General features: G+C 63.5%; 20 protein-coding genes and 1 pseudogene. 8 read left to right on the top strand and 13 right to left on the bottom strand.

All coding sequences use genetic code 11. The annotated features are described in order from the left end of the window. Positions 1-7: 7 nt before the first annotated feature. Positions 8-1,210 carry an amino acid ABC transporter substrate-binding protein gene (locus ACZ9EJ_RS22455; RefSeq protein ID WP_046633096.1) on the bottom strand — a complete coding sequence of 401 codons (1,203 nt, stop codon included), beginning with the start codon at positions 1,208-1,210 and terminating at the stop codon, positions 8-10. 44 nt (positions 1,211-1,254) lie between these two features. Further along, positions 1,255-2,700, bottom strand: coding sequence for an aldehyde dehydrogenase family protein (locus ACZ9EJ_RS22460; RefSeq protein ID WP_046633098.1), 1,446 nt, complete (start codon positions 2,698-2,700; stop codon positions 1,255-1,257). Between the two features lie 144 nt (positions 2,701-2,844). Between ACZ9EJ_RS22460 and ACZ9EJ_RS22465 the strand changes: the two genes are divergently transcribed. The 3 genes from ACZ9EJ_RS22465 to ACZ9EJ_RS22475 all read left to right on the top strand — a co-directional run bounded on the left by ACZ9EJ_RS22465 (position 2,845) and on the right by ACZ9EJ_RS22475 (position 4,860). Beyond that, positions 2,845-3,768, top strand: a complete 924-nt coding sequence (locus ACZ9EJ_RS22465; protein ID WP_046640567.1) for a helix-turn-helix domain-containing protein — start codon at positions 2,845-2,847, stop codon at positions 3,766-3,768. A 307-nt stretch (positions 3,769-4,075) separates the two neighbouring features. Beyond that, complete coding sequence (locus tag ACZ9EJ_RS22470; RefSeq protein WP_046633101.1) at positions 4,076-4,357, top strand: type II toxin-antitoxin system TacA family antitoxin; 282 nt, start codon at positions 4,076-4,078, stop codon at positions 4,355-4,357. A gap of 2 nt (positions 4,358-4,359) precedes the next feature. Continuing rightward, positions 4,360-4,860, top strand: coding sequence for a GNAT family N-acetyltransferase (locus ACZ9EJ_RS22475; protein ID WP_046640568.1), 501 nt, complete (start codon positions 4,360-4,362; stop codon positions 4,858-4,860). A gap of 359 nt (positions 4,861-5,219) precedes the next feature. On the opposite strand, the gene ACZ9EJ_RS22480 is transcribed toward ACZ9EJ_RS22475, so the two are convergent. Then, positions 5,220-6,362: an NAD(P)/FAD-dependent oxidoreductase gene (locus tag ACZ9EJ_RS22480; protein ID WP_046633105.1), complete on the bottom strand. Its 1,143-nt coding sequence runs from the start codon at positions 6,360-6,362 to the stop codon at positions 5,220-5,222. A 214-nt stretch (positions 6,363-6,576) separates the two neighbouring features. On the opposite strand from ACZ9EJ_RS22480, the gene ACZ9EJ_RS22485 reads away from it, so the two are divergent. Genes ACZ9EJ_RS22485 through ACZ9EJ_RS22500 form a run of 4 tightly spaced genes read left to right on the top strand, consistent with a single transcriptional unit; the run spans position 6,577 to position 12,337 of the window. Next, positions 6,577-8,658 (top strand): hydantoinase/oxoprolinase family protein, encoded by a 2,082-nt coding sequence (locus tag ACZ9EJ_RS22485; RefSeq protein ID WP_046633106.1) that lies wholly within the window; start codon positions 6,577-6,579, stop codon positions 8,656-8,658. Between the two features lie 6 nt (positions 8,659-8,664). Further along, positions 8,665-10,653 carry a hydantoinase B/oxoprolinase family protein gene (locus ACZ9EJ_RS22490; protein WP_046633108.1) on the top strand — a complete coding sequence of 663 codons (1,989 nt, stop codon included), beginning with the start codon at positions 8,665-8,667 and terminating at the stop codon, positions 10,651-10,653. Beyond that, complete coding sequence (locus ACZ9EJ_RS22495) at positions 10,650-10,973, top strand: (2Fe-2S)-binding protein (RefSeq protein ID WP_046633110.1); 324 nt, start codon at positions 10,650-10,652, stop codon at positions 10,971-10,973. The genes ACZ9EJ_RS22490 and ACZ9EJ_RS22495 overlap by 4 nt, the downstream gene beginning before the upstream one ends. Continuing rightward, entirely contained in the window at positions 10,970-12,337 is a 1,368-nt protein-coding gene (locus ACZ9EJ_RS22500) for an FAD/NAD(P)-dependent oxidoreductase (RefSeq protein WP_046640569.1), read from the top strand. The genes ACZ9EJ_RS22495 and ACZ9EJ_RS22500 overlap by 4 nt, the downstream gene beginning before the upstream one ends. Positions 12,338-12,356: 19 nt before the next feature. On the opposite strand, the gene ACZ9EJ_RS22505 is transcribed toward ACZ9EJ_RS22500, so the two are convergent. Beyond that, positions 12,357-13,262 (bottom strand): LysR family transcriptional regulator, encoded by a 906-nt coding sequence (locus ACZ9EJ_RS22505; RefSeq protein ID WP_046633115.1) that lies wholly within the window; start codon positions 13,260-13,262, stop codon positions 12,357-12,359. 56 nt (positions 13,263-13,318) lie between these two features. Then, on the bottom strand, positions 13,319-14,644 hold the full coding sequence (locus tag ACZ9EJ_RS22510) for an NAD(P)/FAD-dependent oxidoreductase (RefSeq protein ID WP_046640632.1): 1,326 nt from the start codon (positions 14,642-14,644) through the stop codon (positions 13,319-13,321). 233 nt (positions 14,645-14,877) lie between these two features. Here ACZ9EJ_RS22510 and ACZ9EJ_RS22515 point away from each other — a divergent pair, with 233 nt between their 5' ends. Next, complete coding sequence (locus ACZ9EJ_RS22515) at positions 14,878-15,354, top strand: Lrp/AsnC family transcriptional regulator (RefSeq protein ID WP_046633118.1); 477 nt, start codon at positions 14,878-14,880, stop codon at positions 15,352-15,354. Between the two features lie 39 nt (positions 15,355-15,393). Here the strand turns inward: ACZ9EJ_RS22515 and ACZ9EJ_RS22520 are convergent, their stop codons facing one another. The 8 genes and pseudogenes from ACZ9EJ_RS22520 to ACZ9EJ_RS22555 form a co-directional block, all read right to left on the bottom strand. Then, a complete protein-coding gene (locus ACZ9EJ_RS22520; protein ID WP_476100546.1) occupies positions 15,394-15,561 on the bottom strand; it encodes an ABC transporter ATP-binding protein in 168 nt (55 codons plus the stop codon). Positions 15,562-15,750: 189 nt separating this feature from the next. Then, positions 15,751-17,053 (bottom strand): annotated as a pseudogene (locus ACZ9EJ_RS22525) (ABC transporter ATP-binding protein); the annotation flags it as partial. Further along, positions 17,054-17,902: an ABC transporter permease gene (locus ACZ9EJ_RS22530; RefSeq protein WP_046633335.1), complete on the bottom strand. Its 849-nt coding sequence runs from the start codon at positions 17,900-17,902 to the stop codon at positions 17,054-17,056. Continuing rightward, positions 17,899-18,849, bottom strand: a complete 951-nt coding sequence (locus ACZ9EJ_RS22535) for an ABC transporter permease (RefSeq protein WP_476099874.1) — start codon at positions 18,847-18,849, stop codon at positions 17,899-17,901. Before ACZ9EJ_RS22535 ends, ACZ9EJ_RS22530 begins: the two co-directional genes overlap by 4 nt. Before the next feature lie 119 nt (positions 18,850-18,968). After that, entirely contained in the window at positions 18,969-20,579 is a 1,611-nt protein-coding gene (locus ACZ9EJ_RS22540) for an ABC transporter substrate-binding protein (protein ID WP_046633124.1), read from the bottom strand. A 76-nt stretch (positions 20,580-20,655) separates the two neighbouring features. Continuing rightward, a complete protein-coding gene (locus ACZ9EJ_RS22545) occupies positions 20,656-21,372 on the bottom strand; it encodes an HAD-IA family hydrolase (protein ID WP_046633337.1) in 717 nt (238 codons plus the stop codon). Between the two features lie 234 nt (positions 21,373-21,606). Next, the gene (locus ACZ9EJ_RS22550; protein ID WP_046633126.1) at positions 21,607-22,983 is read right to left on the bottom strand and encodes an aspartate aminotransferase family protein; all 1,377 of its coding nucleotides are present in this window, start codon (positions 22,981-22,983) and stop codon (positions 21,607-21,609) included. 13 nt (positions 22,984-22,996) lie between these two features. Continuing rightward, on the bottom strand, positions 22,997-23,833 hold the full coding sequence (locus ACZ9EJ_RS22555; RefSeq protein ID WP_046633127.1) for a GNAT family N-acetyltransferase: 837 nt from the start codon (positions 23,831-23,833) through the stop codon (positions 22,997-22,999). Between the last annotated feature and the right edge of the window lie 79 nt (positions 23,834-23,912).

Here is a 23,912-nt window from a genome sequence, read left to right on the forward strand (position 1 = left end):
CTTTTGCTTACTTCCAGGCAGCTTTTTTCTTCACGTCGACAGCGCCGTCGCGACCGGTCGAGGCCACGCCCTTGAACACGCCGCCCTGCCACTGGCCTACCGTCCAGAACGAGGGGTTGTTGTTGTGCTGGTCGAACTTGATGGGGCCGATCACGGTGTCGAAGCTGTTGGCCTTGATGTGCTTGATGATGGCTGCATTATCGAAGGAGCCGACGGCCTCGATCGACTTTTCCAGGACCTGGAAAGACGAATAGACCATGGCGCTCGCCCAATAGTCCGGCTTGGCGCCCGTGACCTCTTCATGGCGTTTGGCATAGGTCTTGAAGGCCTCTCCGTCGGCATTGACACCGCCGATGCCGAGCACACCTTCGACGCCCGTGCGGAACCGGCCCGCATAGGCCGGGAACGCGGTGGCGACGGCGGTAAAGAATGCACCGACCTTGAGATCCTCAACGATTGCCTGTTCGGTCAGGGCAAAGGTGTCAGGCGGATAGGACCAGGCAATGAAGGCATCCGGCGCGGCGGCCTTGGCGGCCTTCATGACCGGCGACAGGTCCTGGGTGCCGAGCGGATAGGACGTCTCGTAAACCAGATCGAAGCCGGCTTTCTTGAAGGCGGGCTTGGCCTCGTTCATCAGTTCGATGCCGAAGGCATCCGCGACGTTCACCATGGCGAGCTTCTTGCCGATATCGCCCCGGTCGCGCAGCTTGACCATGGTGTCCACCACACCCTGCACAACCGGCTTTGCGCCGCCCAGCGTGATGAAGACGTTGGGGAACTGGGCCGACAGGGCATCGGCCTTGTCGGTGGTCGCCGTCGAGGTGATCATCGGCAGGCCATAGCGTGCGTAGATCGGTGCGGCGGCCAGGTTGAGGCCGGTCGAATAGGGCGGAAGCACGATCTTTGCCTTGTCCTGATCGACGAGACGCTGCACCGCCTTGATGGTTTCGCCCGGATTGGTCTGGTCGTCGTATTCGATGGCTTCGAGCTTATAGGTCTTGCCGCCGACCTTGAGGCCGCCGCGACCGTTCACGTCGCTGATCCAAAGCTTGACGTTCGGCCAGTAGCTGACCGCCGCCCCGCCGGCCAGGGGTCCTGTCTTGGGCGCGACGGCGCCGACCTTCAGCACCTCCTGCGCGATGGCCGGGGTTCCGGCAACGCCGGCTGCAAGCGCCAAGGCGGCCAGCCGGGTAAATGTCCTGCGTTTCATTCTCTTCTCCTCCCGTTGTTGCATGCTAAGTCCGTATGACGGGCTCACCTGACCTGGTCGGGCAGGTCCCGTTCCGTCATCCACTGGATTTCGGTGAACTCCTCGATCACCGCCCTCCCGCCAAAGCGGCCATAACCGCTTGCCTTCACGCCCCCGTAGGGCATCGTCGGATCGTCGCAGACGGTCGTCCCGTTGATATGCACCGCCCCGACCTCTATCCGCCGCGCGATCTCCCGCGCGCGCGTCAGGTCAACCCCGAAGACGGCGGCCGTCAGGCCGTATTCCGTATCGTTGGCAACGGTCACCGCCTCGTCGGCATCCGCCACCCGAACCACGCCGACCACCGGGCCGAAGGTCTCCTCCTCGTAGATCCGCATGCCGTAGGCGACATGGTCGAGTATGGTCGGCTGCATCAGCGTGCCGGCATTCTTGCCGCCCGTGACCAGAACCGCGCCCTTGGCCAGGGCGTCATCGACCAGGCCGTGGAGGCGGGCCGCCGCCTCCGGACTGATGACGTGGCCGTAGAGCGGCTGGCCGGTCGCCGGATCGCCGCACAGCCGGTCGGCCTCTACTTTCAGCCGGGCAATGAAGCTGTCGGCCAGGCTTTCCTCGACGATGACCCGGTCGGTCGACATGCAGACCTGGCCCTGGTTGAAGAAGGCACCGTGGGCGACCGCCCTCGCTGCTCCATCCAGATCCGCATCGGCGAGCACCACCGACGATGCCTTGCCGGACAGTTCCAGCAGGCAACGCTTGAGATGCCGCGCCGCCATCTCGGCGATCTGCCTGCCGACCCGGGTCGAGCCGGTAAAATTGACGCGCCGCACGGCCGGATGGGCAATCAGCGCCTCGACCACGTCATGGGCATCCTCGGGTGCGCTGCTCACATAGTTCAGCACACCGTCCGGCAGGCCCGCGTCGATCAGGATCTGTGCCACGGTCTCGTGCACCTTGGGGCAAAGCTCCGAACCCTTCAGCACCACCGTGTTGCCGAGCGCCATCGGCGCTGCAACCGCCCGCACGGCCAGGGCCACCGCGGCATTCCATGGCGCAAGCCCCAGGACCACGCCCGCTGGCCGGCGGATCAGGCGGTAGCGGACGCCCGGCGGCCCGCCTTCCACCTCGTCGTCGCGGATGGCATCGACCAGCCCCGCCGCCTGACGCAGGGTCGCCTGGGCAACCTCGACATTGAAGCGGACCCATTCGGGGGTTGCTCCGACCTCGAGATGAGCGATCGCGCACAACCTGTCGAGACGTTCCATCAGGAGGTCCGCCCCGCGCAGCAGCAGCGCCGAGCGCTCCTGGGGTAAAAGGCCGGACCATGCCGGAAACGCTCCTGCAGCGGCATCGGCGGCCGCTTCCGCTTCCGCCGCACCGAAGGCCGCGGCCTGCGTCAAAACCGTTCCCGTGGCCATGTCGCGGCGTTCGTAACTGCGCTCATCCAGCGCGGAAACGGACGCTCCACCGACGATACCTCTAGCTACGAACATGCGTCCTCCCAAACGGCCGTTCGTTGATCCTCCCGCTGCCCGTCTTGTTTTGTTTTTTCAGGCTGCGAGCCCGTATTTTGATTGACATCGCCGCAGAGTAAATGACGTTTTGTGGGAATGTATTTGCTTGTTGTGGGATTTTAGATGCCCGACCGTAAACGGCTTGCGCCCACCCTCGCCCCGCGGCCGGAAGCGCCTGTTCGCGCGGAGCGGTTCAGGGCGGCGCTGCAGACGCGCGTACTCGGCCGGGCGGGACTCGGTGACGCGGATAACTTCCGGGCATTGATCCTGGAAAAGGGCGAGGCCGCTCTGCGCGACGGGGATGAACTGGTTCTTCCCCTGTCCGGTCCGGTCATGGGCTGGATACCGTGGCGGGACGGCATGCGGCTGGAACTGGGTGCCGGGGCGCAAGGGACCCATCTGCTGCTGGGTGCGTCGATCCTGGACCGGGTCCTGCAGCGCCGGGCGGAAGCATCCCAACTGCGCTTCATGGTGGAGCGGTCGTCCTTCATGCGGCTGGGTGCCGGCAACAGTGCCAGCGATGCGGTCGCCGCCTGTTTTACCGGCATATTGGCCGAAACCCTGCGCCCCGGCCCGATGTCGGCGGCCGTGGTGGAATCGCTGCTGCACATCCTGCTCGTCCACCTTCATCGCAACCTGCCGGCCGGTCATGGCGCCGGCGCGCAACCCGGCGCCCCCAAGGCACTTTCCAGCCAGTTCACCGCGTTGGTCGAAAGCCATTTCCGCAAGCACTGGACGGTCGCCCGCTACGCCGGCGAACTCGGCATTTCGCGCGATCGGCTGAACGATATCTGCCTGCGCGCCTATGGCCGGCCGCCGGCGCGGCTCATTCGTGAACGGCAGCTGATGGAGGCCCGCATTTATCTTGCGAGCTCGCCGCTGTCGCTGGGGCAGGTCGCCGGTGTCCTCGGCTTTGCCGGCGCCGCCCAGTTCAGCCGGTTCTTCAAATCGCTGCAGGGCCAGTCTCCCGCGCGCTACCGCCTCGATCTCCGCCGCTTCAGCCAGATCGATGCGCCGAGCCAGAACGCCCTTCACGCCTGGCCGTGACAGCGACGAACAAGAGATCGGGGAACGTGCGACGAGGGGTTGTACATTTTTATCCCCCGGATTGCCGACTTTCTTCCGCTATCCGTTCATGCAATTCGGGCGGCGCACAGCTGTCAGCGGTCCAATTGCCGTGTCAGCGCGTCAAGCCAGATCCCAGTCGGCTGTTCCTGGGACCTGCCCGCCGAAGGCTCGAGCCCTCAGCGCTACTTCGTTTTGAAGGCTGGCGGAGGATCAGGTGGGGGACCCAAAGGATTTTCTTGCAGTTGTCCGGCATTTTGCCGTACAATTGGCTTTGAGGAGATTTGTTATGACACAAGAAACGACACGAACGGCCCGGCTGGAAGCCCGCATTGCCCCCGAGGGGCTTGCGATAGTCAAGCGGGCAGCGGAACTCGAAGGCCGTACCCTCAGCGACTTCATCGTGTCGGCGGCACAAGAGGCGGCCCGCCGCACTATCGAGGAAAATCAGGTCATCCGTCTGTCTGTCGAAGACCAGACGCGTTTTGTAGACATGTTGCTGAACCCACCGGAACCGGCGGCAGCGCTCAACCGCGCAAAGGCAGCCCATGACGCGCTGATCCTGAAATAACAGTGACAGCGCAGTTCCAAATCGAAGCCCTTGCCGCCCGTCATGATCGCAAAAGCTTTTCTTGCGGGGTGTTTCCGCTTGACCGCTATTTGAAGGAACAGGCAGGACAAGACATCAAGCGGCGTGCCGCCATGTGCTATGTCGCTTGTCCGCAGGATTCCGATCAGATCGCCGGATATTACACCTTGTCCGCTGGCGACGTTGCCTTGAAGGACATGCCGGAAGACGTTGCGCGGCGGTTACCGCGCTATCCGGTCATTCCCGTCGCCCGTGTCGGGAGGCTGGCAATCGACACGGAGTTCAAGGGAAAGCGGCTTGGCGCAGCCTTGTTATGGGATGCGGCAAACCGCGCTCGTCGCTCGAAAATGGGCGTGTTCGCGCTGGCGGTCGATGCCAAGGACGAACAGGCGGCTGCCTTCTATCGTCATTTCGGTTTTATCGAATTCGAGTCTAAGCCGCAGCAACTCTTCCTGCCTTTAGCGACAATCGCGAAATCCGCCTAAGAGGCCAAATGGCGGGCCAGATCGTCATGGCCAGCCCGCTGGCTTCCTTTCAAGAGCATGGGTGATCGTCCCCCGCCAGGCCGAGGGCGCGGATAAGGTCTTGCCGCGTTGCGGCGACATCGGCGCAGGCCGAGACAATATCGCTTTCGGTCTCCGTCCTCACCGGAAGAGTGCCGATGTTCATCGCCTTGGCAAGCTGGTTGAGAATCGTCGTTGAGCGGGTTTCTGGGTTGCCGCCGCTTCATTGCGTTTTCACCCAAAAGGATATTGCGAATGAACGTGCCAAGGGGAACCCGTCCGGCGCGTTCCAGCGATAGCCGCTTTTCATCGCCCCTCGGACGTGCTCCGAAGGCCGCGCCTCAGGTCCTTGATCTTGGTACTTCTTCTTCTTGCGGCTTGCGAAATCGCTCAATCCGGAAGTCATCGATAGGCGTCTCGGTCGCGCCGGTCGAAATCAATTCCGCCATCACGTCGCCGACGCCCGGACCGAGCTGAAAGCCGTGGCCGCAAAACCCGAAGGCATGGAAGAGGCCCGGTGTCGTCGCCGATCGTCCCATGACGGGAAGACCGTCGCCGACATAACCTTCGCAGCCGGACCAGGTGCGGATCACCGAGACATTGGCAAGCGCCGGCAGGATCGGCAGGAGGGCGCGCAGCTGGCCGGGAAGTCGGGCGGGGTCGGCCTTGGCATGGCCGGTATCGAGCGAAACATCGGTGCGCTCCGCTCCGCCGCCGAAGACGATGTTTCCGCGTTCCACCTGACGCAGGTAGCCACCGCCGTGGTCATGGCCCCAGACGCCGACGACCGGCAGGACGCGATGCGGCAGCGGCTCGGTCACCCCCATCTGCGGGCCCTTCGCGACGATCGGGACGGTTTCCCCGAACTGCGCGGAGACCCGGGCGCCCCAGGCACCGGCGGTGTTGAGCAGGCAGGCAGCGGCATGGACGCCGTTCGAAGTCTCGACCTCGAAGCCATAGGCGCTCCGCCGGATCGCTTTCACCTCCACGTTCTCGACGATCTCGGCACCGATACGTCTCGCCGCATCCGCGAAAGCAGGCGCAATCAGGCGCGGATTGCCGCTTCCATCCTCGGGGGAAAAGGATGCGGCGATCGCCTCGGGTCCGAGCCCCGGAAAACGCGCATGCAGCTCTTTCGGGGCAAGTTCCTCGAGGTCGAGGCCCCAAGGCCTGGCGGCGGTCGCGAAGCTGCGCATTTCCTCGAGCCCCGCCTGGCTGAACACCAGCCGGACATGGCCGGTCGCCCGAAACTCGACGTCCCGATCCAGCATTTCCGCCGCCTTGCCCCAAAGCGTCAGGGATCGTCGGGCGAGGGGAAGTTGTGGAAGGTAGCGGCCGCTGCGACGGATATTGCCGAACGAGGCGACCGTCGCGCCGCTGCCGACCCGGTTCCGCTCGATGAGCGTCACGCGCAGACCACGCCGGGCAAGAAAATAGGTCGATGCGGCCCCCATCAGGCCGCCACCCAGCACGATCACATCCATAAGGCCGTTTCCGCAATGTCTCCCATACGCACCACCATTCCGGTGCGGCCGGCCGGTGTCAAAGTCGAGGTTTTCGCCTTCCCATAAGCCGGACCTATGGGACGTCCCCGGCGAGGCATAAGCGGCACTTATGGGCAGCGGCTTTTTCGCTCTTGGACCGCCTTTGCCCAATCGTGCCAGGTTCAGGACAAGCAGCAGGAAAGGACTTAGCGACATGGACAGTGCGGCCGCGCCCGGCAAAGGAACCAGCGATCAGGACTGGAAGATCGGCGTCGATATCGGTGGGACCTTCATCGACTTCTGTGCGCTGGAAACGCGATCAGGCCGGGTGGCCTCGCTGAAGGTTCTGACGACCCCGGACGACCCGGGTGCGGAACTGATGACGGGACTGTCGCTTCTGGCCGAACGGGAAGGGCTTGAGCCCGCCGCCGTCAGTCGTTTTGTCCACGGAACGACCGTCGGCATCAACACGGTGATCCAGCGTCGCGGCGCGGCGCTGGCGCTGATGACCAATGCCGGCTTCGAAGACGTCATCGAGCTGGCGCGGTTGCGGATGCCGGACGTCTACTCCCTGTTCTGCTCCCGGCCGGACCAGCTCATCGCCCGCGACATGATCTTTGGCATTCCCGCTCGCTTGCGGGCGGATGGCAGCGAGATCGAGGCGCCGGACCTGGAGGCGGTTGCGGCAGCGGTTGCAAAGGCGAAGGCCAATGGCGCCGCAGGCATCATTGTCTCCTTCCTGCATTCGTGGCGCACCGACATCCATGAGGTGGCGGTCAAGCAGGAAATCACCCGGATCGCCCCTGAGCTCTTCGTCTTCACGTCGTGCGAGGTCTGGCCGGTGATCCGCGAATACGAGCGGACCACCACTGCTATCCTCAACGGTTACGTCCATCCGCGTGTCTCCGGCTATCTGACCGCACTCGAGGAGAAGCTGTTGTCGCGTGGCGTCAAGGCGCCGGCGCTGCTGACCAAGTCGAACGGCGGCGTGATGAACGCCGACGACGGCAAACGGTCCTGCGTGCAGATGCTGTTGTCCGGCACGGCCTCCGGTGTCATAGGCGCCGCCTGGCTCGCCCGTCGTGCCGGCGAGAAGCACATCCTCACCCTCGATATCGGCGGCACCTCGGCCGACTTTGCGCTGATCATCGACGGCGAACCGCAATTCGGCACCGGTGAGCTGGTCGGCGAGTTCCCATTGCATATCCCGTCCGTGTCGGTGAGCTCGATCGGCATCGGCGGCGGTTCTATCGCCAGCGTCGACGCGCAGGGCGTGTTGCGGGTCGGACCGGAATCGGCAGGCTCGACACCTGGACCGGCCTGCTACGGACGCGGCGGAGAGCAGGCGACCGTGACCGACGCCCTGGCGGTCTGCGGCTGGCTCGGTCACAGCCAGATGGCATATGGGCAGCTACAGATCGACGTCGGGCTTGCCCGCGCGGCCGTCACCCGGCTCGCTGAACAGATCGGCCGCTCCGCGGAGGAAGCCGCCCAGGCCATCCTCGACATCGCCATCTCGGAAATGTTCGTGGAGGTCGAGAAACTCGCATCGCGCGCGGGCGTCGACCTCAGGGAATTCACGCTGATGCCGTTCGGCGGCGGCGGGCCGATGCTGGGCGCGTTTCTCGCCCGCGAATTTCGCATGGCGAAGGTGATCGGCGCACCGCGCCCGGGTGTTGTCTCGGCCCTCGGCGGCCTGGTGGCAGATCTGCGCGGCGACTTCATCCGCACCGTGTTTACCCATCTCTCAGACGACGCCGCACCGCAGATGCGCGAGGCGCTGGACGCGCTTGCCCTCGAGGGACGCAACTGGCTCGCAAAGCAGGGGCATGCCGGCGCCGCGACGCTCAATGTCTCCGCCGACATGCGTTATGTCGGCCAAAGCTTCGAGATCGAAGTGCCGATCCTGCCGGCCTGGATCGCCGAGGGCAGGCTCGGTTCGATCGAGGAAGCCTTCCATGCGATGCACGCCCGGCTCTACGATTTCCATGATCCGGACGGAGCGATCGAGATCGTCAACCTGCGCCTCTCGGCCATCGGTGCCGGCCCGACACTCGACATCCCCCTCGATGCCCGAAAGGAGGGTGAGGCGGTCAATCCCGAGCGCGAGATCCCGGTCTTTACCGGCAAGGATTTCGAGTGGATCGGCCTCTATCGCCGTGATCGCCTGCGTCCCGGCAGCCGCTTCGCCGGTCCGGCGGTCGTTGCCCAGGAAGATACGACCTTTGCAATCCCGAGCGGCGCCCATGTCGAGGTCGATCCTCAACTGAACCTGCATCTCACCTTTTCGGAGTAACGGCCCATGTTCGATCCCTTGAACCTTCAGGTGTTTGCCAATCACACCCGCGCTGCTGCCGAAAACATGGCCTATACGCTGCAGCGGACCGCCCATTCCGCTTTCGTCAAGGAGACGGAAGACTTCACGGTCATGCTGATCAACCGCAAAGGCGAGACGTTCGGCGTGCCGATGGGACTGGGCGCGACCTGGTATCCGGGTCTTACCTATACCCGCGCGATCGCGATGATCGACGACTACAAGCCCGGCGACGTGGCCTTCACCAACGATCCCTATTCCTGCTTCGTGGCGACGCACGCGCCGGACACCCATCTTTGGAAACCGGTCTTCTACGATGGCGAGATCATCGCCTGGACCGGCGGTCATATCCACAACACCGACATGGGTGGCGCGGTGCCGGCCTCCCTGTCGCGAGCGCTGACGGAGATCCATCAGGAGGGCATCCGCTTCCCGCCGATGAAACTGGTCAACGAGGGAGTTTTCGACGAAGACATTCTTAAGATCATGACCACCAATGTCCGCAAGCCCGATCTCAATATCGGCGACATGAAAGCGCTGGTGGGGGCGCTCAACACGGGTGAACGCAAGATCCTTGCCATGGTCGAGAAATTCGGCAAGCAGGCCTTTCTCGAAGGCACCGAGGTCCTGCTCGACCACGCCGAAGCGCAGGCGCGCGATCTTCTGCGCTCGATGCCGGACGGGACCTGGGAATTCGTCGATTATGCTGACGAGGATTCGGTCGAAGCCAACCCGTGCCGCCTGAAGCTGACGCTGACGATCCGGGGCGACGAGGCGACCCTCGATTTCACCGGTTCCGACCCGCAGCTCGGCTCCTCGCTCAATGTACCCTCGGGCGGTGATCCGCGCCATACGATGCTTCTGGTCGGTGTGTATTACGTACTTTACACGTTGAACCCGAAGATCCTCCTCAATACCGGCCTGACCCGACCGTTTACCTGCATCACCCCGAAGGGCAGTGTCCTCAATCCGATTGCGCCGGCTGCCGTCGGCATGCGCTCGCTGACCTGCGCGCGCCTGCGTTCCGTCATTTTCGGCGCCTTCTGCCAGGCCGTGCCTGAAAAGCTGCCGGCAGCACCGGCAGGCAACAATTGCATCGTCAACGTCATGACGACGGACGAACGGAACGGCCGCACGGTAATCGCCGCCGTCAATCCGGTTGTCGGCGGCGGCGGCGGCATGCCCCACCGCGATGGTACCAACGGCTCCGGCGCCGATGCCGCCTATCTCAAGAATACCCCGATCGAGATCACCGAGACGGAAGTGCCGATCGAGTTCGTCAAATACGGCCTGGCAAGGGACAGCGGCGGCGCCGGACGCTGGCGCGGTGGGCTGGCGACCGAAATGGCCTTCCGGGTCTTCTCGCCCGGCAGCCGTATCACCGCCCGCAACCGCGATCGCAGCTTCTTCCGCCCCTGGGGCACGCTGGGCGGAAGGGCCGCCGGCCTCTCCGACATGGTGCTGAACCCCGGCCGCGACGACTTCCAGCGGCTCGGCAATATCGATACCGCGGTTCTGCAGCCCGGCGATGTTCTGGAGATCCGCTCCGCCGGCGGCGGCGGGCGCGGCAACCCCTTCGAGCGCGAGACCTGGCGCGTGGCGCAGGACGTCGCACGCGGTTATGTCTCTTCCAAGGCTGCCGAGCGTGATTACGGCGTCGTTATCCGCAACGGCATGGTGGACGAGGCTGAAACCGAAAAGGTGAGGTGCGCTCGAACCGTGCCAACCGGGCACTTCCACTATGGTCCCGAGCGCGACGGTTACGAGGCGCAATGGACGCCGGAGGCTTACGACCTGCTGACCGACCTGCTGCAGGGCCTTCCCATCCATTGGCGCTTCTTCACCAAGACGGAGATCTTCCGCCGGATGAAGGGTCGGGTCGGGGCTGAAGGCGTGGCCGCCGCGTTCGCAGATGTGCGCGCGCGTTTCACGAACATGCCAAACCCCGTCGAGGCACGAAAAGAGGCTGCCGAATGACATCGGAATTGCAGCCTGCCGCTCTCGGGGGACGGATTGTGCGCCTTGCCGAAAAGGGCAGGCCGCAGGTCCGGTTCCGGCTCGATGGCCTCGATTGCCAAGCACTGGCCGGCGACACCGTGCTCACCGCCGTCCTGGTCTGCGCATCTGCCGTGCGGCAGTCGGAATTCGGCCGGGAGAAACGATCAGGTTTCTGTCTGATGGGAGCCTGCCAGGACTGCTGGATATGGCAGGAAGACGGCAGTCGGCTGCGTGCCTGTTCGACATTGGTCGCCGCGGGCATGCAGTTGCGGACCGTGCCGCCGGAGATCTGGCCATGACGGCACCGGGCGTTGAAAAGGTGGTGATCGTCGGGGCCGGCCCGGCCGGTATCCGCGCCGCCGAGCGTCTGGTCCAGGCCGGGGTCAGGCCCATCGTCATCGACGAGGGCATCAAGGCCGGTGGCCAGATCTATCGACGCCCGCCGCCAGGCTTCGTGCGATCGCCGGAACAACTCTACGGATCGGAAGCCCGCAAGGCCGTGGCACTTCATACGGTGTTCGACCGCATGCTTGCCGCCGGACAGATCGACTATCATCCGCAAAGCTCGGTCCTGACGATCGCCGGCAAATTTCTGCAGGCGCTGACGCCCGCCGGTCGCAAGGATTTCACTTACGACCGCCTGATCCTTGCCACCGGCGCCATGGATCGCCTGGCGCCGGTCCCCGGCTGGCAGGCGCCGGGTGTCTACAGCCTCGGGGCGGCACAGATCGCCCTGAAGGCGCAGGGCGTCGCCCTCGGCAGCCGGATCGTTCTTGCCGGTTCGGGCCCCCTGCTGACACTCGTCGCGATCCAGTTGCTGAAAGCCGGCGCCCAAATTGCAGCGGTCCTCGACACGTCCTCGATCCGCGACCAGGCGGCAGGTCTTCCGGGCATGCTGGCAAGGCCGAGCCTGGTCCTGCGCGGTCTGCTGATGCGGGCAAGGCTCGGCCGGCTTTATCATGCCGGCGTGACCTTGGACCGGATCGAGACCGACGAACGCGGCCCCGTCGGCCTGTGCTGGCGCGATGCTCGTGGCCGGGCGCATGTGACGGAATGCGACATGGTCGGCCTTGGCTGGCACCTGCGCGCCGAAACGCAGCTCGCGGGTCTGGCGGGCTGCACGTTCGACTACGACGAAAGCTGGTCGCAATGGCTGCCCCGGACCGACCGGATGGGCAGGGCGGCCGCGGGACTTTATCTGGCCGGTGATGGCCTGAGAATTCTCGGCGCGGACGGGGCGGAGGTCGCCGGTCGGCTTGCCGCAACCGCGTGCCTTGCCGACATGGGCCTTCCTTCGCCGCACGCGAGATTGGATCTGCGCCGGTTGTGCCGCTACGAACGTTTTGCCCGCGCCATGGCGCGCGCCTTTCCCTGGCCGGGCGACATCGTCCGCGCCGTTCCGGACGATACGATCGTCTGCCGCTGCGAAGGGGTGACGGCAGGCCAGTTGCGCGAGAGCGTCGTTTACGGCGGGGGCGAAGCCAACCGGGTCAAGTCGCTGGCACGTGTCGGAATGGGCCGCTGCCAGGGGCGTTACTGTCAGCTCGCCGCGGCCGAGCTGATCGCCGGAACGGCCTGCATCAAGGTTTGCGATACGGGACGGCTCCGCGAACAGGCGCCAGTCAGGCCCCTGCCGATCGGCCTCTGGGTTCGCGACACCTGACCGGTCGGGCCAAAAGGTTTTACGATTCCAGACCGCTTGCCTTCAGGACGCTGACGCAGGCTTCGCGCAGATCGTCGCGCATGGCGAGATGACTTCCCGTCAAAGGCCGGTCCCGGCTGGTGAGCAGGGCAATAGGCACCGAAATCTTCTGTCGCAGCGGCCTGAGGACAAGACCCGGGAACTGCTGCCATGGCAGGAGCCCATCAACGATTGCGACACCAAAGCCGTCGCGGACGAAGGGCAGAGCGGTAATCGAGATATCGATCTCGATCGCCGGGTTGAATATCTGCATTTCCGCGGCCGCGGCGCTCACCAGAAGGCGGCCCGGCAGTGTGCCGGCCCGGTAGGAGATCAAGGTCTCGTCCTGCAAATCGGCAAAGCCGATCCGATCCAGTTCGGCCAGCCGGTGGCGCTCGGGGACGATACAGACAAGTTGCGTGTGCCCGAGTGTCTCGACTTCGATACCCGGACGGGCCGTGTTGTTCATCACGATTCCGAGCGGCGCGTCGCCGTCGCGGATCATGTCGACGACGTTAACCAGCGGGGCGATCAGCGAGCGCACGACGATATCGGGATGGGCCGCACGGAACGACAGAAGCGCTTTGGGTACGATCGACATCGCCGGTGGTGCCGACGCGGCGACCCGGATCAGCCCGGTGCGGCCGAAACGCATGTCCGTGGTGCGGCGGCGAAGGGCGCCGAGCTCGGAAAAAATCCGTTCGCACTCCGGATAGAGCTCTTCGGCCTCCCGGGTCGGAACCAGCTTCCCGCGGACCCGGTTGAACAGCTTGAAACCCAGCTGGTCCTCGGCGTGCAGCAGGATCTGGCTGAGCGCCGGCTGCGATATGTTGAGCATCGCCGCGGCGCCGGTCACCGTCCCGGTCCGCATGAGCATGCAAAAGACCTCGAGCTGGCGTGCCTGCATCCGGTTCACCCTGTCCTTTGGTTCGCGGGTTTCACTCTAGTGTATAGGTCCCGGGATCAGAAATCCGCCACCTTGCCCCAGGCGGAGGTTTGAAAACGTTTGGGATGATAGGGTAGCGGGTCGACGATCGGCGTGGCGCCGGTGACGATGTCGGCGATCAGGTGGCCGGCGCCGGGTCCGATACCAAAACCGTGACCGCTGAACCCCGCGGCCAGAATGAAGCCCGGAACATTCGCGACTTCGCCGATCGCCGGAACCCCGTCCGGGGTCGAATCGATATAGCCGGCCCAGCTCGCGGTGATGCGGCGCCCGCCGATCGCCGGCAGCAATTCGACGGCGCGCTCATAGGTCAGCTTGATCGTGCTCGCATCGACGGCCGGATCGAGGATGCGCATATGCTCCATTGGTGTCGGCCGGTCCAGCCGCCAGCGGGCCAGGCTTTCATGGCCGCTGCGCAGACCTTCGAGGCCGCCGGGCGACAGGCTGCGCCAGCGGCGCATGAACATCGGCAGGAACTGCGCCGCGAAACGCATGTTCTGGGCCGTCAGGTCGATGCGTCCGCGCCCGCTGATGGCGAGCGTGTGGCCACCGTCACCCCGCCGGGTTGCCGAGACGCGGGCTGTGTGGAGCGCGTCCGGCAGGGTCCCGTCACCGGGACCGACGGAGAGAATGGAGGAGCGGGTCGAGGCCTGCGGGAAGCGAATACCGAGCTGGCGGCAGAAGGACGACGCCCAGGCACCGCCGGCCAGGATTGCCACCTTGGTTCGGATCGTGCCGCGTTCGGTTACGACGCCCGAGAGCCGACCGCCTTCCATCTCGATGCCGCGCGCTGCGCAGTTCTGGAGCACCGCCCCACCCAGTTTCACGATTGCGCGGGCGACCGCCGGGGCTGCATTGGCGGGGTCGGCCGTCCCGTCCGTCGGCGAGTACACCCCGCCTTTCCAGGTGCGGCGCGTCGCCTTGCCCCGTTCGGTTGCCTCGGCACTGTCAAGCATGTGGGTGGTGACACCCACCGTACGGGCGAAATCCCGCCATCGGGCCCAGCCCGCCAGTTCTTCCTCGTCGTCACTGAGATAGAGGAGGCCGCAGCGCCGGAAGCCGGTATCCTCGCCGGTCTCGGCGGCAAAACGTTCCCACAGGCCGAGGCTTTTGGTCGCCATCGGAAGTTCGCGCGCGTCGCGGTTCTGTTGCCGGCACCAGCCCCAGTTGCGGCTCGATTGTTCGGCGCCGACGCGCCCCTTCTCGATGAGGGCGACCTTCAGGCCGCGTCCGGCGAGATAATAAGCCGTGAAGACGCCGACGATGCCGGCACCGATGACCACCGCGTCGGCGGAAGGCGGCAGTCGGTCGTCGGTTTCGACGAGCGTGAGCGGTGCTGGCATGATGATCATTCTCCTGGCACAACGGGTCGGTGCGCCAGCATAAGGGTGCAGCCCGCGTCGAGGTTACTGCACACGCCCCTTGAACCGCACAAGATTCCGCTGATCGCCGATGATGCAACTTATTGTGCTGGCTGTTCGTGCGCAGAATGGAATAGACAAGACAAGCCAATGCGTTAAAGTCGATCTCGAAAAATCTGCGGCATAAAATGCCGCTTCCCTTGGGAGGTGCCCTCGTGAAGCTCGATCGTATCGATATCAAGATCCTCTACGAGTTGCAGAAGAACGGCCGCATCACCAATGTCGAGCTAGCCGAACTGGTCAATCTTTCACCCAGCCCCTGCCTGATGCGCGTCAAGAAGCTTCAGCAGGAAGGTTATATCGAGGGTTACTCGGCCCAGATCAACATCGGCAAACTCGGCCAGACATTGACGGTCTTCACCGAGGTCACGCTCAAAAACCATCGGCAGATCGACTTCGCGCGTTTTCTGGCAGCCGTGGAAAAAGTCGACCAGGTGATCGAATGCCACCTGGTGTCGGGCGGGTACGACTATATGCTCAAATTCGTCACCGCCGGTATCGGCGAATATCAGACGATCATGGAACGGCTGACCGACATGGATATCGGCATCGACAAATATTTCAGCTTCGTTGTCCTGAAGTCGCCGATCGTCAAAGCGCATATGCCGCTGATCAGCCTGTTCAAGGTATAGCAGCGCATTGCCCATGGAAATGAGACGGCGATTGCCGCCTCAGCCGTGCACATAGGTTTTGACGAGCTCCGGATCACGCTCCAGACGATCGAGCCAGCCCGGATCGAGCTTCGGCACGGACGAGAACAGCAGCTTCGAATAGGGGTGCTGCGGGACCTTCGAGATCGCAGGCGTGATTTCCTCGACCTTGCGGCCGTTATACATCACGACGATCTCGTCGCAGATCGCTTCGACGACCGAGAGATCGTGGCTGATGAAGATGTAGGAGAGGGAAAGTTCTCGCTGCATTTCTTTGAGGAGATCGATGACCGCCGCCGCGACGACGGTGTCGAGGGCAGAGGTGATCTCGTCGCAGACGATCAGTTTCGGCTCGGCGGCGAGCGCCCGGGCAAAATTGACGCGCTGTTTCTGACCGCCGGAAAGCTCGGCGGGGGTCCGGCTGCGAAGCGTCTTCGGCAGTCGGACCATGTCGAGAAGCGCGTCGATCCGGGCATCCCGGACCTTGCCTTTCATTGCCGTGGTAGAATTTCAACGGCCGTCCAAGAATTTCCTCGATCGTTTTCGCCGGATTGAGCGAGGTGTCCGCATGCTGGAAGACGATCTGTAATTCACGCAACTGCTCCCGGCTTCTCTGCCGGGCGGAGCGGGCAAGTTCGCGCCCATCAAGGGTCAGTTGTCCGGCCGATGCCGGGAGGATGCCGGCAATCGAGCGCGCAAGCGTGGACTTGCCGCAGCCGGATTCCCCGATGATGCCGAGATTGCGGCCTCGTTCCAGGGAAAGGCTTGCCTCCTGCACGGCCTTGACGAGCGGCAGGCCGTCGGCCTGGACCGGACCGTACCCGGCGATCAGGCCGTTGACCTTCAGGAGCGGCGTGTGTCCCGGCGCTGCAACAACGACGCTTTCGCCGCGAGACTTCGGTTCAAAGGCCGAAAGCAGCTCGCGCGTATAAGGATGCTTGGCATCGGAGAGGATGTCGGCGGTGTTGCCGACTTCCTGCACATCGCCGCCACGCAGCACGACGATGCGATCGGCAATCTGTGCGACGACCGCGAGATCGTGGGATACATAGACGCCGGCAATGCCGCTTTTCTTCATCACCGCCTTGAAGGCACGCAACACCTCGATCTGGGTGGTGACGTCGAGCGCGGTGGTCGGTTCGTCGAAAATGACGAGCTTCGGATCGGAGATAAGGGCCATCGCGGCGGCAAGACGCTGCAACTGTCCGCCGGAAACCTGGTGCGGGTAACGGTTGCCGATCTCCTCGGGATCGGGCAGCGAAAGCGACCTGAACAGGGAAATCGCCTTCTCCCTGGCCTGCGCTATCGGCATCAGCCGATGGATGCGCGTCACTTCGACGACCTGGTCGATGATGCGCTTCGACGGGTTGAAGGCGGCCGCGGCGGACTGCGGCACATAGGAGACCTCGAGGCCGCGCACATGTGCGCGCTGACGCTCGCTGAGCGTCACCATGTCCTTGCCGGCCACTGTGACGCTGCCGCTCGTGATCCTGCATCCGGGGCGGGCATAACCCATGATCGTCAGTGCGATCGTCGTCTTTCCCGATCCGCTTTCGCCGATCAGGGCGACGATTTCGCCCGGCGCGACGTCAAGGTCGACGCCCTTGATGATCTCGATGCGGCGACCCGCATCGGTCGTTGCCTCTACCCTCAGATCGCGAATTTCAACGAGATTTTCCATTCACCTGCTCCGATCGCGTATCTTCTTGGGCAAATTGTCGATCAGCAGATTGACGCTGATGGTGAGGCTCGCAATTGCCAGCGAAGGAACGATGACGGCAGGCGCCCCGAATGGCAGCCCGCCGATATTTTCGTGAACCAGCGCTCCCCAATCCGCATAGGGCGGCTGGACGCCGAGACCGAGGAAGGAAAGCCCGGAGAGAAGGAGGACGACAAACACGAAGCGGATGCCGAAATCGGCAAGCAGCGGCCCGGTGATATTTGGCAGAATTTCCGAAAAGACGACATAAGGAATGCCCTCGCCACGGGTCCGGGCAACCGTGATGTAATCCATCGTATTGATGTTGACGGCAAGCGACCGGGCGAACCGATAGGCGCCGGGCGTGTAGATCACGGCGAGCATGAGGATCAGAACGGGGAGCGATGACCCGACTGCGGCAGCAACGACCAGACCCGAAAGCTTGCTCGGAATCGAGTTGAGGGCATCGAGCAGGCGGCTCAGTAGCGTGTCGAACCAGCCACCGATAACGGCGGCCGCCATGCCGAGCGCCGCACCGCTGAAACACGCGAGGCAGACAGCGGCAAGCGAGATGCCGACCGTATAGCGGGCGCCCATGATGATGCGCGAGAACATGTCCCGGCCCAGATAGTCGGAGCCGAGCAGCAGTTTGCTGCTGATCGGGCCGAAATAGTCCTCATCGATAATCTCGCCGACGGGATAGGGGATGATATGCGGCGCGAGAAGGGCGATCACCGCCCAGAAGAGAATGATCGTAAAGCCGATCATTCCAACCCAGCTGAAACGATAACTCACTCTGCGGTGCAGCGTCGTGGACGTGGTCATGGTCAGCGCACCCTCGGATTGGCCAGGATTGCAACAATGTCGGCGAACGTGATGAGTGTGAGGTAGCCGACACAGAAGATGATGGCGCAGGATTGAATGAGCGGGAGATCCCGGGTGGAAACGCCATCGACCATCAGCTTTGCGACGCCAGGGTAGTTGAAGATCGTCTCGACGATGATGACGCCGCCGACCAGGTAGGATAGCGCAAGCGCGATCGCATTGGCGATCGGGCCGACCGCGTTCGGCAATGCATGCAGCAGGACCGCCCGCCAGCGCGACGCGCCTTTGAGGATCGCGGCTTCCACATAGGGCGTGTTGATCGTATCGATGACGGCGGCGCGGGTCATGCGGATCATCTGGGCCGAAACGACGAAGGTGAGCGTGATGACCGGCATGGCGTAGATCCTCAGCACCTGCCAGAAGGACGTGACGTCGTTCGCAAACGAAAGCGCCGGCAGCCATTTGAGATAGACGGAAAACAACAGCACGGCCGAGGTCGCGATCATGAACTCAGGCACCGAGATGATGCCGATCGTCAGGACTGTGACGACGCGGTCGTAGACGGAGCCACGAAACATGGCGGCCGTGATGCCAAGCGTCAGCGACAGGGGAACCGCAAAAAGCGTGACGATGCCGGCAAGGCGCATCGTGTTGACGAACCGTGCCCCGATCAGATCTGCGACCGGTACGTTGTTGACATAGGATATCCCCAGATCTCCCTGCAGCAGGCCGAAGAGCCATCGCCCGAAACGGAGGAGGGCGGGTTCGTCGAGATGCATCGCGGCCCTGAGGCCGGCAACGGCTTCCGGCGTCGCGGCCTGGCCGAGCAGGATCGTGGCGGTATCGCCGGGCAGCATTGCCGTTGCGAAAAAGACCGCGAAGGACACGATCAGCAGCGTCAGCGCGGAACTGCCGAGCCGGTTCGCGATAAGTCCAAGGACATAGGTGCGCAAAAGGGTTTCCTTGCCTGAAAAGTTCGAGATAGCCGGCACCATCCGGGCACGAGCCGGGACAGGCCTGTCAGGCGCAACCACGGCGGCAGGAGAAGCTCCCCTGCCGCCAGGGATCAGCTTCAGGCGTCGAGCCAGACATATTCGGCAAAGGCATAACCCATCATGCCGCCGAGCGGGTTGGCTTCAAGGCCCTTCAATTTCGCCGAGATCGCATCCACGTTCGAAATGTAGACCGGGATGACCGTTCCGGCTTCCTCGGAAATCATCACCTGCATCTGGCCATAGATTTCCTTGCGCTTGGTGTCGTCGAGAAGACCACGCGCCTCGACGAGCATACTATCGAATTTCGCCGACTTGTACTGGCTTTCATTCCACGGTGCGTTGGAGGCGTAGAGAAGCGAAAACAGGATGTCGGGCGTCGGCCGCGGGTTGATATTGCCGAAGTGAACCGGCGCCTTCAGCCAGTAATTCGACCAGTAGCCGTCGGAAGGAACGCGCTGAACGTCGAACTTCATGCCGATCTCGGAGCCGGACTGCTGGACGATCGTCGCCATTTCAACCGCCGAGGTCGCCGCTTCCGACGTGATCATCGGGATGGACTGGCCGATCAGGCCGGCCTTCTGGAAATGGAACTTTGCCTTGTCCGGATCGTAGGCTTTCGGCTTCAGGTCCGCATTGTGATAGACGCTGGCCGGAGAGACCGGCTGGTCGTTTGCGATTTCGGCGAGACCGCGCAAGACGGATTTCTGAATCTGCTGGCGGTTGATCAGATATTTCATGCCGGCAGCGAAATCGGCCTTGTCGCCGGGAGCGAGATCGAGACGGATGTTGAGGTCGGTATAGTTGCCCGACGTGGTCTGCGACAGCACGAAACCGGGCTGGCTTTCCACCAGCTTCATCGAGCGCGGCTTGATAGACGCCGCGAGATGGATGTCCCCCGAAATAAGGGCGTTGACGCGGGCGTTGTCGTCGCTGATGGCGAAGAACTCGAACGAGTCCACATTGGGGCCGCCAGCCTTGAAGTAGTTGGGGTTCTTGGTGAAGATCGATTTGACGCCCGGCTGGAAGGTTTCCATCTTGAACGCGCCGGTACCGATGCCCTTCGAAAAGTCGGTCGTCCCGTCCTGCACGATCATGAAATGGTGCTGCGACAGGATGGTCGGCAAGTCTGCATTCGGATTGGCCAGGGTGATCTCGACCGTCAGCGAATCGATGTCCTTGACGTCGGTGATCTGCTTGGCGATCGCGTTGACCTTGGAGCCGACGGCAGGATCGAGATGCCGCTTCAGCGAAAAGACCACGTCTTTCGACGACAGCGACTTGCCGTCGTGGAAGGTGACGCCGGAGCGAAGCTTGACGGTCCAGACCTTGGCGTCTCCGCTCTTGATGCTTTCGGCGAGTTCCATCTGAACGGTGCCGCCCTTATCGAGGAAGGTCAGGCGGTTGTAGATTGCGCAACAACGGACGTAGTCGGTCGACAACGACGCCTTGGCCGGGTCGAGCGTATCGGCGGTCGACGACGACCAGCCGGCTGCCTTCAAATGCCCGCCCGACTTCGGGGTGGCAGCCGCCGCGCTGGAAGCCCGACCGAGGATCAGGCCACCTGCGGAAAGCGCGACGCCACCGGCCAACATCATCGTCAGCAGTTCGCGGCGGCTTGCGCCCCGGCGGATGGCGTTCTCGATCATGGCGTCGTCCGACGCCGTCCAGTTCGTGATCTTGTCGTTCATGTCATTCCCCTTTTCGCTGGTTGGCGGGCAACCATCTTCCGTGGTTTGGCCCGATGCTTGAAAATCGTGAATTCCGTCAGTTGCCGTGCGCGGCCCTCGCAGCTTCGGCCAATCCGGCCATGGATGTGAAATGATAGTCGGGTTCGGTGAACTGCGACGGTTCGATCGTGCCGCCGTAGCCCGGCTGCGCATGTCGACGCTGGATCCAGCAATTCGTCATGCCGAGATCGCGGGAAACGCCGATGTCGTGATACTGGCTCTGGGCGACATGAAGGATGTCGCTCTTGTCGCCCCCATCCTTGGCAACGAAGTCGAACACCTGGTGGAAGAAGGCCGGATCGGGCTTTTCCGTACCGGTGTCGTCGGCGGTGAAAGCCGCATAAAACGGATTGCCGAGCGCCGCTGCGAAATAGTCAAAAGCCCAGCGGCGCGCATTGGTCATGGCGATCAGGCGATAATTCTTGCCAAGCTCCGCCATCGCAGCGGCACTGTCGGGGAAAGCCTTCCAGGTCTTGGCGGAATCCCGCAGGCGAATGCCACAGATCTCCTCGGCCGGCAGTCCGAGCTTCGGCGCAATCGCAAGATAGACGCGCACCAGGTCGTCGGGAAAAAGATCTGCATCTCCGAAATACCGGGCGGCGCGATACAGGGAAAGCGCCTCTTCGCTGTCGATGGCGACATTGGCTTCGGCGGCGATGCCCTGCAGGCAAGACGTCAGACCGCTCTCGAAATCGATGAGCGTGCCGACCACGTCGAAGGTCATGTACTTGAATTCCGGAAGAGCTTTCGTCAATTCCATATCCCCAGTTGATGCTGCTGGCAGAACGCCGTCTGCGAAAGAATATGCTGTTCCCGACCTGGACTTTTTTCTATCAAAAATCCCGGATTTTAGGGGCTTCAAGGCCCTCGTTAGCTACAATAGTGACAGTTCGACGGAACGGTTTTCGCCGAATCGATAGGGCCGCTCGGCACAAAATTTCGAAAACGGGCTGCCGACGATATTTCGGCCGGCAGCCCCAAGGCCGGGTCAACCCTTCACCGCGCGCCGGACATCGGGATCTTCCAGGGTCTGATCCAGTGTCTTTGCGGTGCGTTCGATGATCGCGTCGATATCCGCCTCCGTGCAGCAGAGCGGCGGGGCATATCCGATGACGCCGTTGGCAAAGGCCCGGATCACCAGGCCATTGTCCCAGGCGCGGTCGAATACCCGGCGGGCCGGCGCGGCCTCGGCCGGAAGCGGCGTCTTGGCGGCCTTGTCGGTCACCAGCTCGATGGCCGCCAGCATGCCGCGACCCCGGACATCGCCGACCAATGGGTGGGACTTCAGGCTTTCGAGACCTGCCATAAGCCGCGCGCCGGCCTTGATGCCGTTTTCGAGCAGCCCGCCCTCGTAGAGCCTCAGCACTTCCAGACCCACGGCCGCGCTGACCGGGTGGGCCGAATAGGTGTAACCGTGCCCGACCGCCGAGGCACCGGCGCCATCGGCGATCACCTGGTAGACATGATCCGCCATGAGAACGGCACCCATCGGAACATAACCCGAGGTCAGGCCCTTCGCCGTCGTCATGAAATCGGGGACGATGTCGTCCTCGCTGCAGGCAAACAGCGGTCCGGTGCGGCCGAAGCCGGTAATCACCTCGTCGGCGACGAACAGGATGCCGTATTCCTTGCAGAGGTTGCGGATCGCCTTCATCCAGCCCCTGGGCGGAACGATGACGCCGCCGGAACCCTGGATCGGCTCTGCATAGAAGGCTGCCACGCGATCGGCGCCGACCGCCTCGATCTTCGCCTTCAACGCGGCAAGCGAGGCTTCGATGATCGATTTTGCGTCCTCGCCGACCGGGTTGCGATACGGATAAGGCGACGGAATCTTGTGCTGCCAGTCGAAGGGAATGCCGAAGCCCGCATGGAAGTTCGGCAGTGCCGTCAGGCCGGCGCCGACCGTGGAGGAACCATGATAACCCTGCTCGATCGAGATGAACTGATCGCGCTGTGGCTGCCCCTTGGCAATCCAGTAATAACGGATGAAGCGGATCGTGCTGTCGACGGCGTCCGAGCCGCCAAGCGTAAAGTAGACATGATCGAGATCGCCCGGCGCCCGTTCGGCAAGCTCGGCGGCAAGCCGGATGGCCGGCTCGGAACCGAGGCCGAAATAGGCGGTCGCGTAGGGGAGCTCCCGCATCTGACGGGCCGCAGCCTCGACGATCGACTCATGCCCGTAACCGGCATTGACGCACCAGAGGCCGGCAAAGCCGTCGATCAGCTGGTGCCCTTGCGCGTCGGTGACCGTCGCGCCCTTGCCCGAGGCAAGCACCCGCACGCCCTGCTTTTCATGGCTGCGATAGGACGCGACGGGATGGACGAGGTGGGCGCGATCGAGTTCGATGAGGGAATTGCTGAGCATGGTCGTCTCCGGATCAGCCGAGGGCTTGGTTGGCCAGGGCAAAGGTGGTGAATGTCGAGGGGGCGGGACGGGCAACGACCGGGCGCGCCATTGCGATACCGCCGCCCGCATGGGCGAGCGAATGCTCAGATAGCCAGGCGGCGAGGCCGGCATCGACGGTGTCGACCCTGAGGAAGGCACCGGTTCGGCGGCTCATGAAATGCCTGACGAGCGCCTTGGCGTCCTCGAGATCCGTCGCGACAACAGGCCCGACCACTTCGCCGCGACCGAACGCCCTGATGCAGGCAAATCCAGCGATCTTGCCGTTGCGGCGGATCACGGCGAACTCGCCGATTTCGGCAAGTTTTGCCATCAGCGCCGAACGGGTAGCGCCAAAGGCATCGCGATCAATCGCGGTGATCTCGGGCAGATCGGCAGGCGTGGCGGTCTCGGTTTCGGTGGGTGCCGGCACCTCGCCGACGGTGCCCTGATGCTGGAAAACGGCGCCGGTCTTCCGGAAACCCAGCTTCTCATAAAGGGGCAGGCCGTCGGAGGTGGCGATCAGCCGAAGCGGCCGTTCGCCGCCAAGTCCGAGGACCGCGTCCATCAGGCGCCGTCCGACACCACGGCCGCGCAGGTTGGCGCCGACGATCACCATGTTGATAGTGGCGCAGTCATCGCCGTAGGGGGTCATCAATGCCGTGCCAACCACTTCGCCGGTCTCGTCCAACGCGACCACGCCCTCGCTCAGATCCAGGGCGACCTCCCAGTCCTGCCGGCGGTGCGGCCAGCCGGCTTCGCGCGAAAGGTGGGTGGCGCGATCCAGGTGCTCGATGCCGAAAGATATGGTTTCGATGTCTCCGACTTGCATCGACAATGCTCTCCATTTCGAGCTTCGAGTTTCGAGGGGAAGGGGCCGGACGAATATCCGAAGGCGGGGCCGGCGGCGG

This window comes from Neorhizobium sp. USDA 3394 (assembly GCF_056280385.1).

Bases quoted from the DNA above. Each gene is read 5' to 3' on its own strand.
- ACZ9EJ_RS22455 (WP_046633096.1), bottom strand. From the start codon at position 1,210: ATGAAACGCAGGACATTTACCCGGCTGGCCGCCTTGGCGCTTGCAGCC.
- ACZ9EJ_RS22460 (WP_046633098.1), bottom strand. From the start codon at position 2,700: ATGTTCGTAGCTAGAGGTATCGTCGGTGGAGCGTCCGTTTCCGCGCTG.
- ACZ9EJ_RS22465 (WP_046640567.1), top strand. From the start codon at position 2,845: ATGCCCGACCGTAAACGGCTTGCGCCCACCCTCGCCCCGCGGCCGGAA.
- ACZ9EJ_RS22470 (WP_046633101.1), top strand. From the start codon at position 4,076: ATGACACAAGAAACGACACGAACGGCCCGGCTGGAAGCCCGCATTGCC.
- ACZ9EJ_RS22480 (WP_046633105.1), bottom strand. From the start codon at position 6,362: ATGGATGTGATCGTGCTGGGTGGCGGCCTGATGGGGGCCGCATCGACC.
- ACZ9EJ_RS22485 (WP_046633106.1), top strand. From the start codon at position 6,577: ATGGACAGTGCGGCCGCGCCCGGCAAAGGAACCAGCGATCAGGACTGG.
- ACZ9EJ_RS22490 (WP_046633108.1), top strand. From the start codon at position 8,665: ATGTTCGATCCCTTGAACCTTCAGGTGTTTGCCAATCACACCCGCGCT.
- ACZ9EJ_RS22495 (WP_046633110.1), top strand. From the start codon at position 10,650: ATGACATCGGAATTGCAGCCTGCCGCTCTCGGGGGACGGATTGTGCGC.
- ACZ9EJ_RS22500 (WP_046640569.1), top strand. From the start codon at position 10,970: ATGACGGCACCGGGCGTTGAAAAGGTGGTGATCGTCGGGGCCGGCCCG.
- ACZ9EJ_RS22505 (WP_046633115.1), bottom strand. From the start codon at position 13,262: ATGCAGGCACGCCAGCTCGAGGTCTTTTGCATGCTCATGCGGACCGGG.
- ACZ9EJ_RS22510 (WP_046640632.1), bottom strand. From the start codon at position 14,644: ATGCCAGCACCGCTCACGCTCGTCGAAACCGACGACCGACTGCCGCCT.
- ACZ9EJ_RS22540 (WP_046633124.1), bottom strand. From the start codon at position 20,579: ATGAACGACAAGATCACGAACTGGACGGCGTCGGACGACGCCATGATC.
- ACZ9EJ_RS22550 (WP_046633126.1), bottom strand. From the start codon at position 22,983: ATGCTCAGCAATTCCCTCATCGAACTCGATCGCGCCCACCTCGTCCAT.
- ACZ9EJ_RS22555 (WP_046633127.1), bottom strand. From the start codon at position 23,833: ATGCAAGTCGGAGACATCGAAACCATATCTTTCGGCATCGAGCACCTG.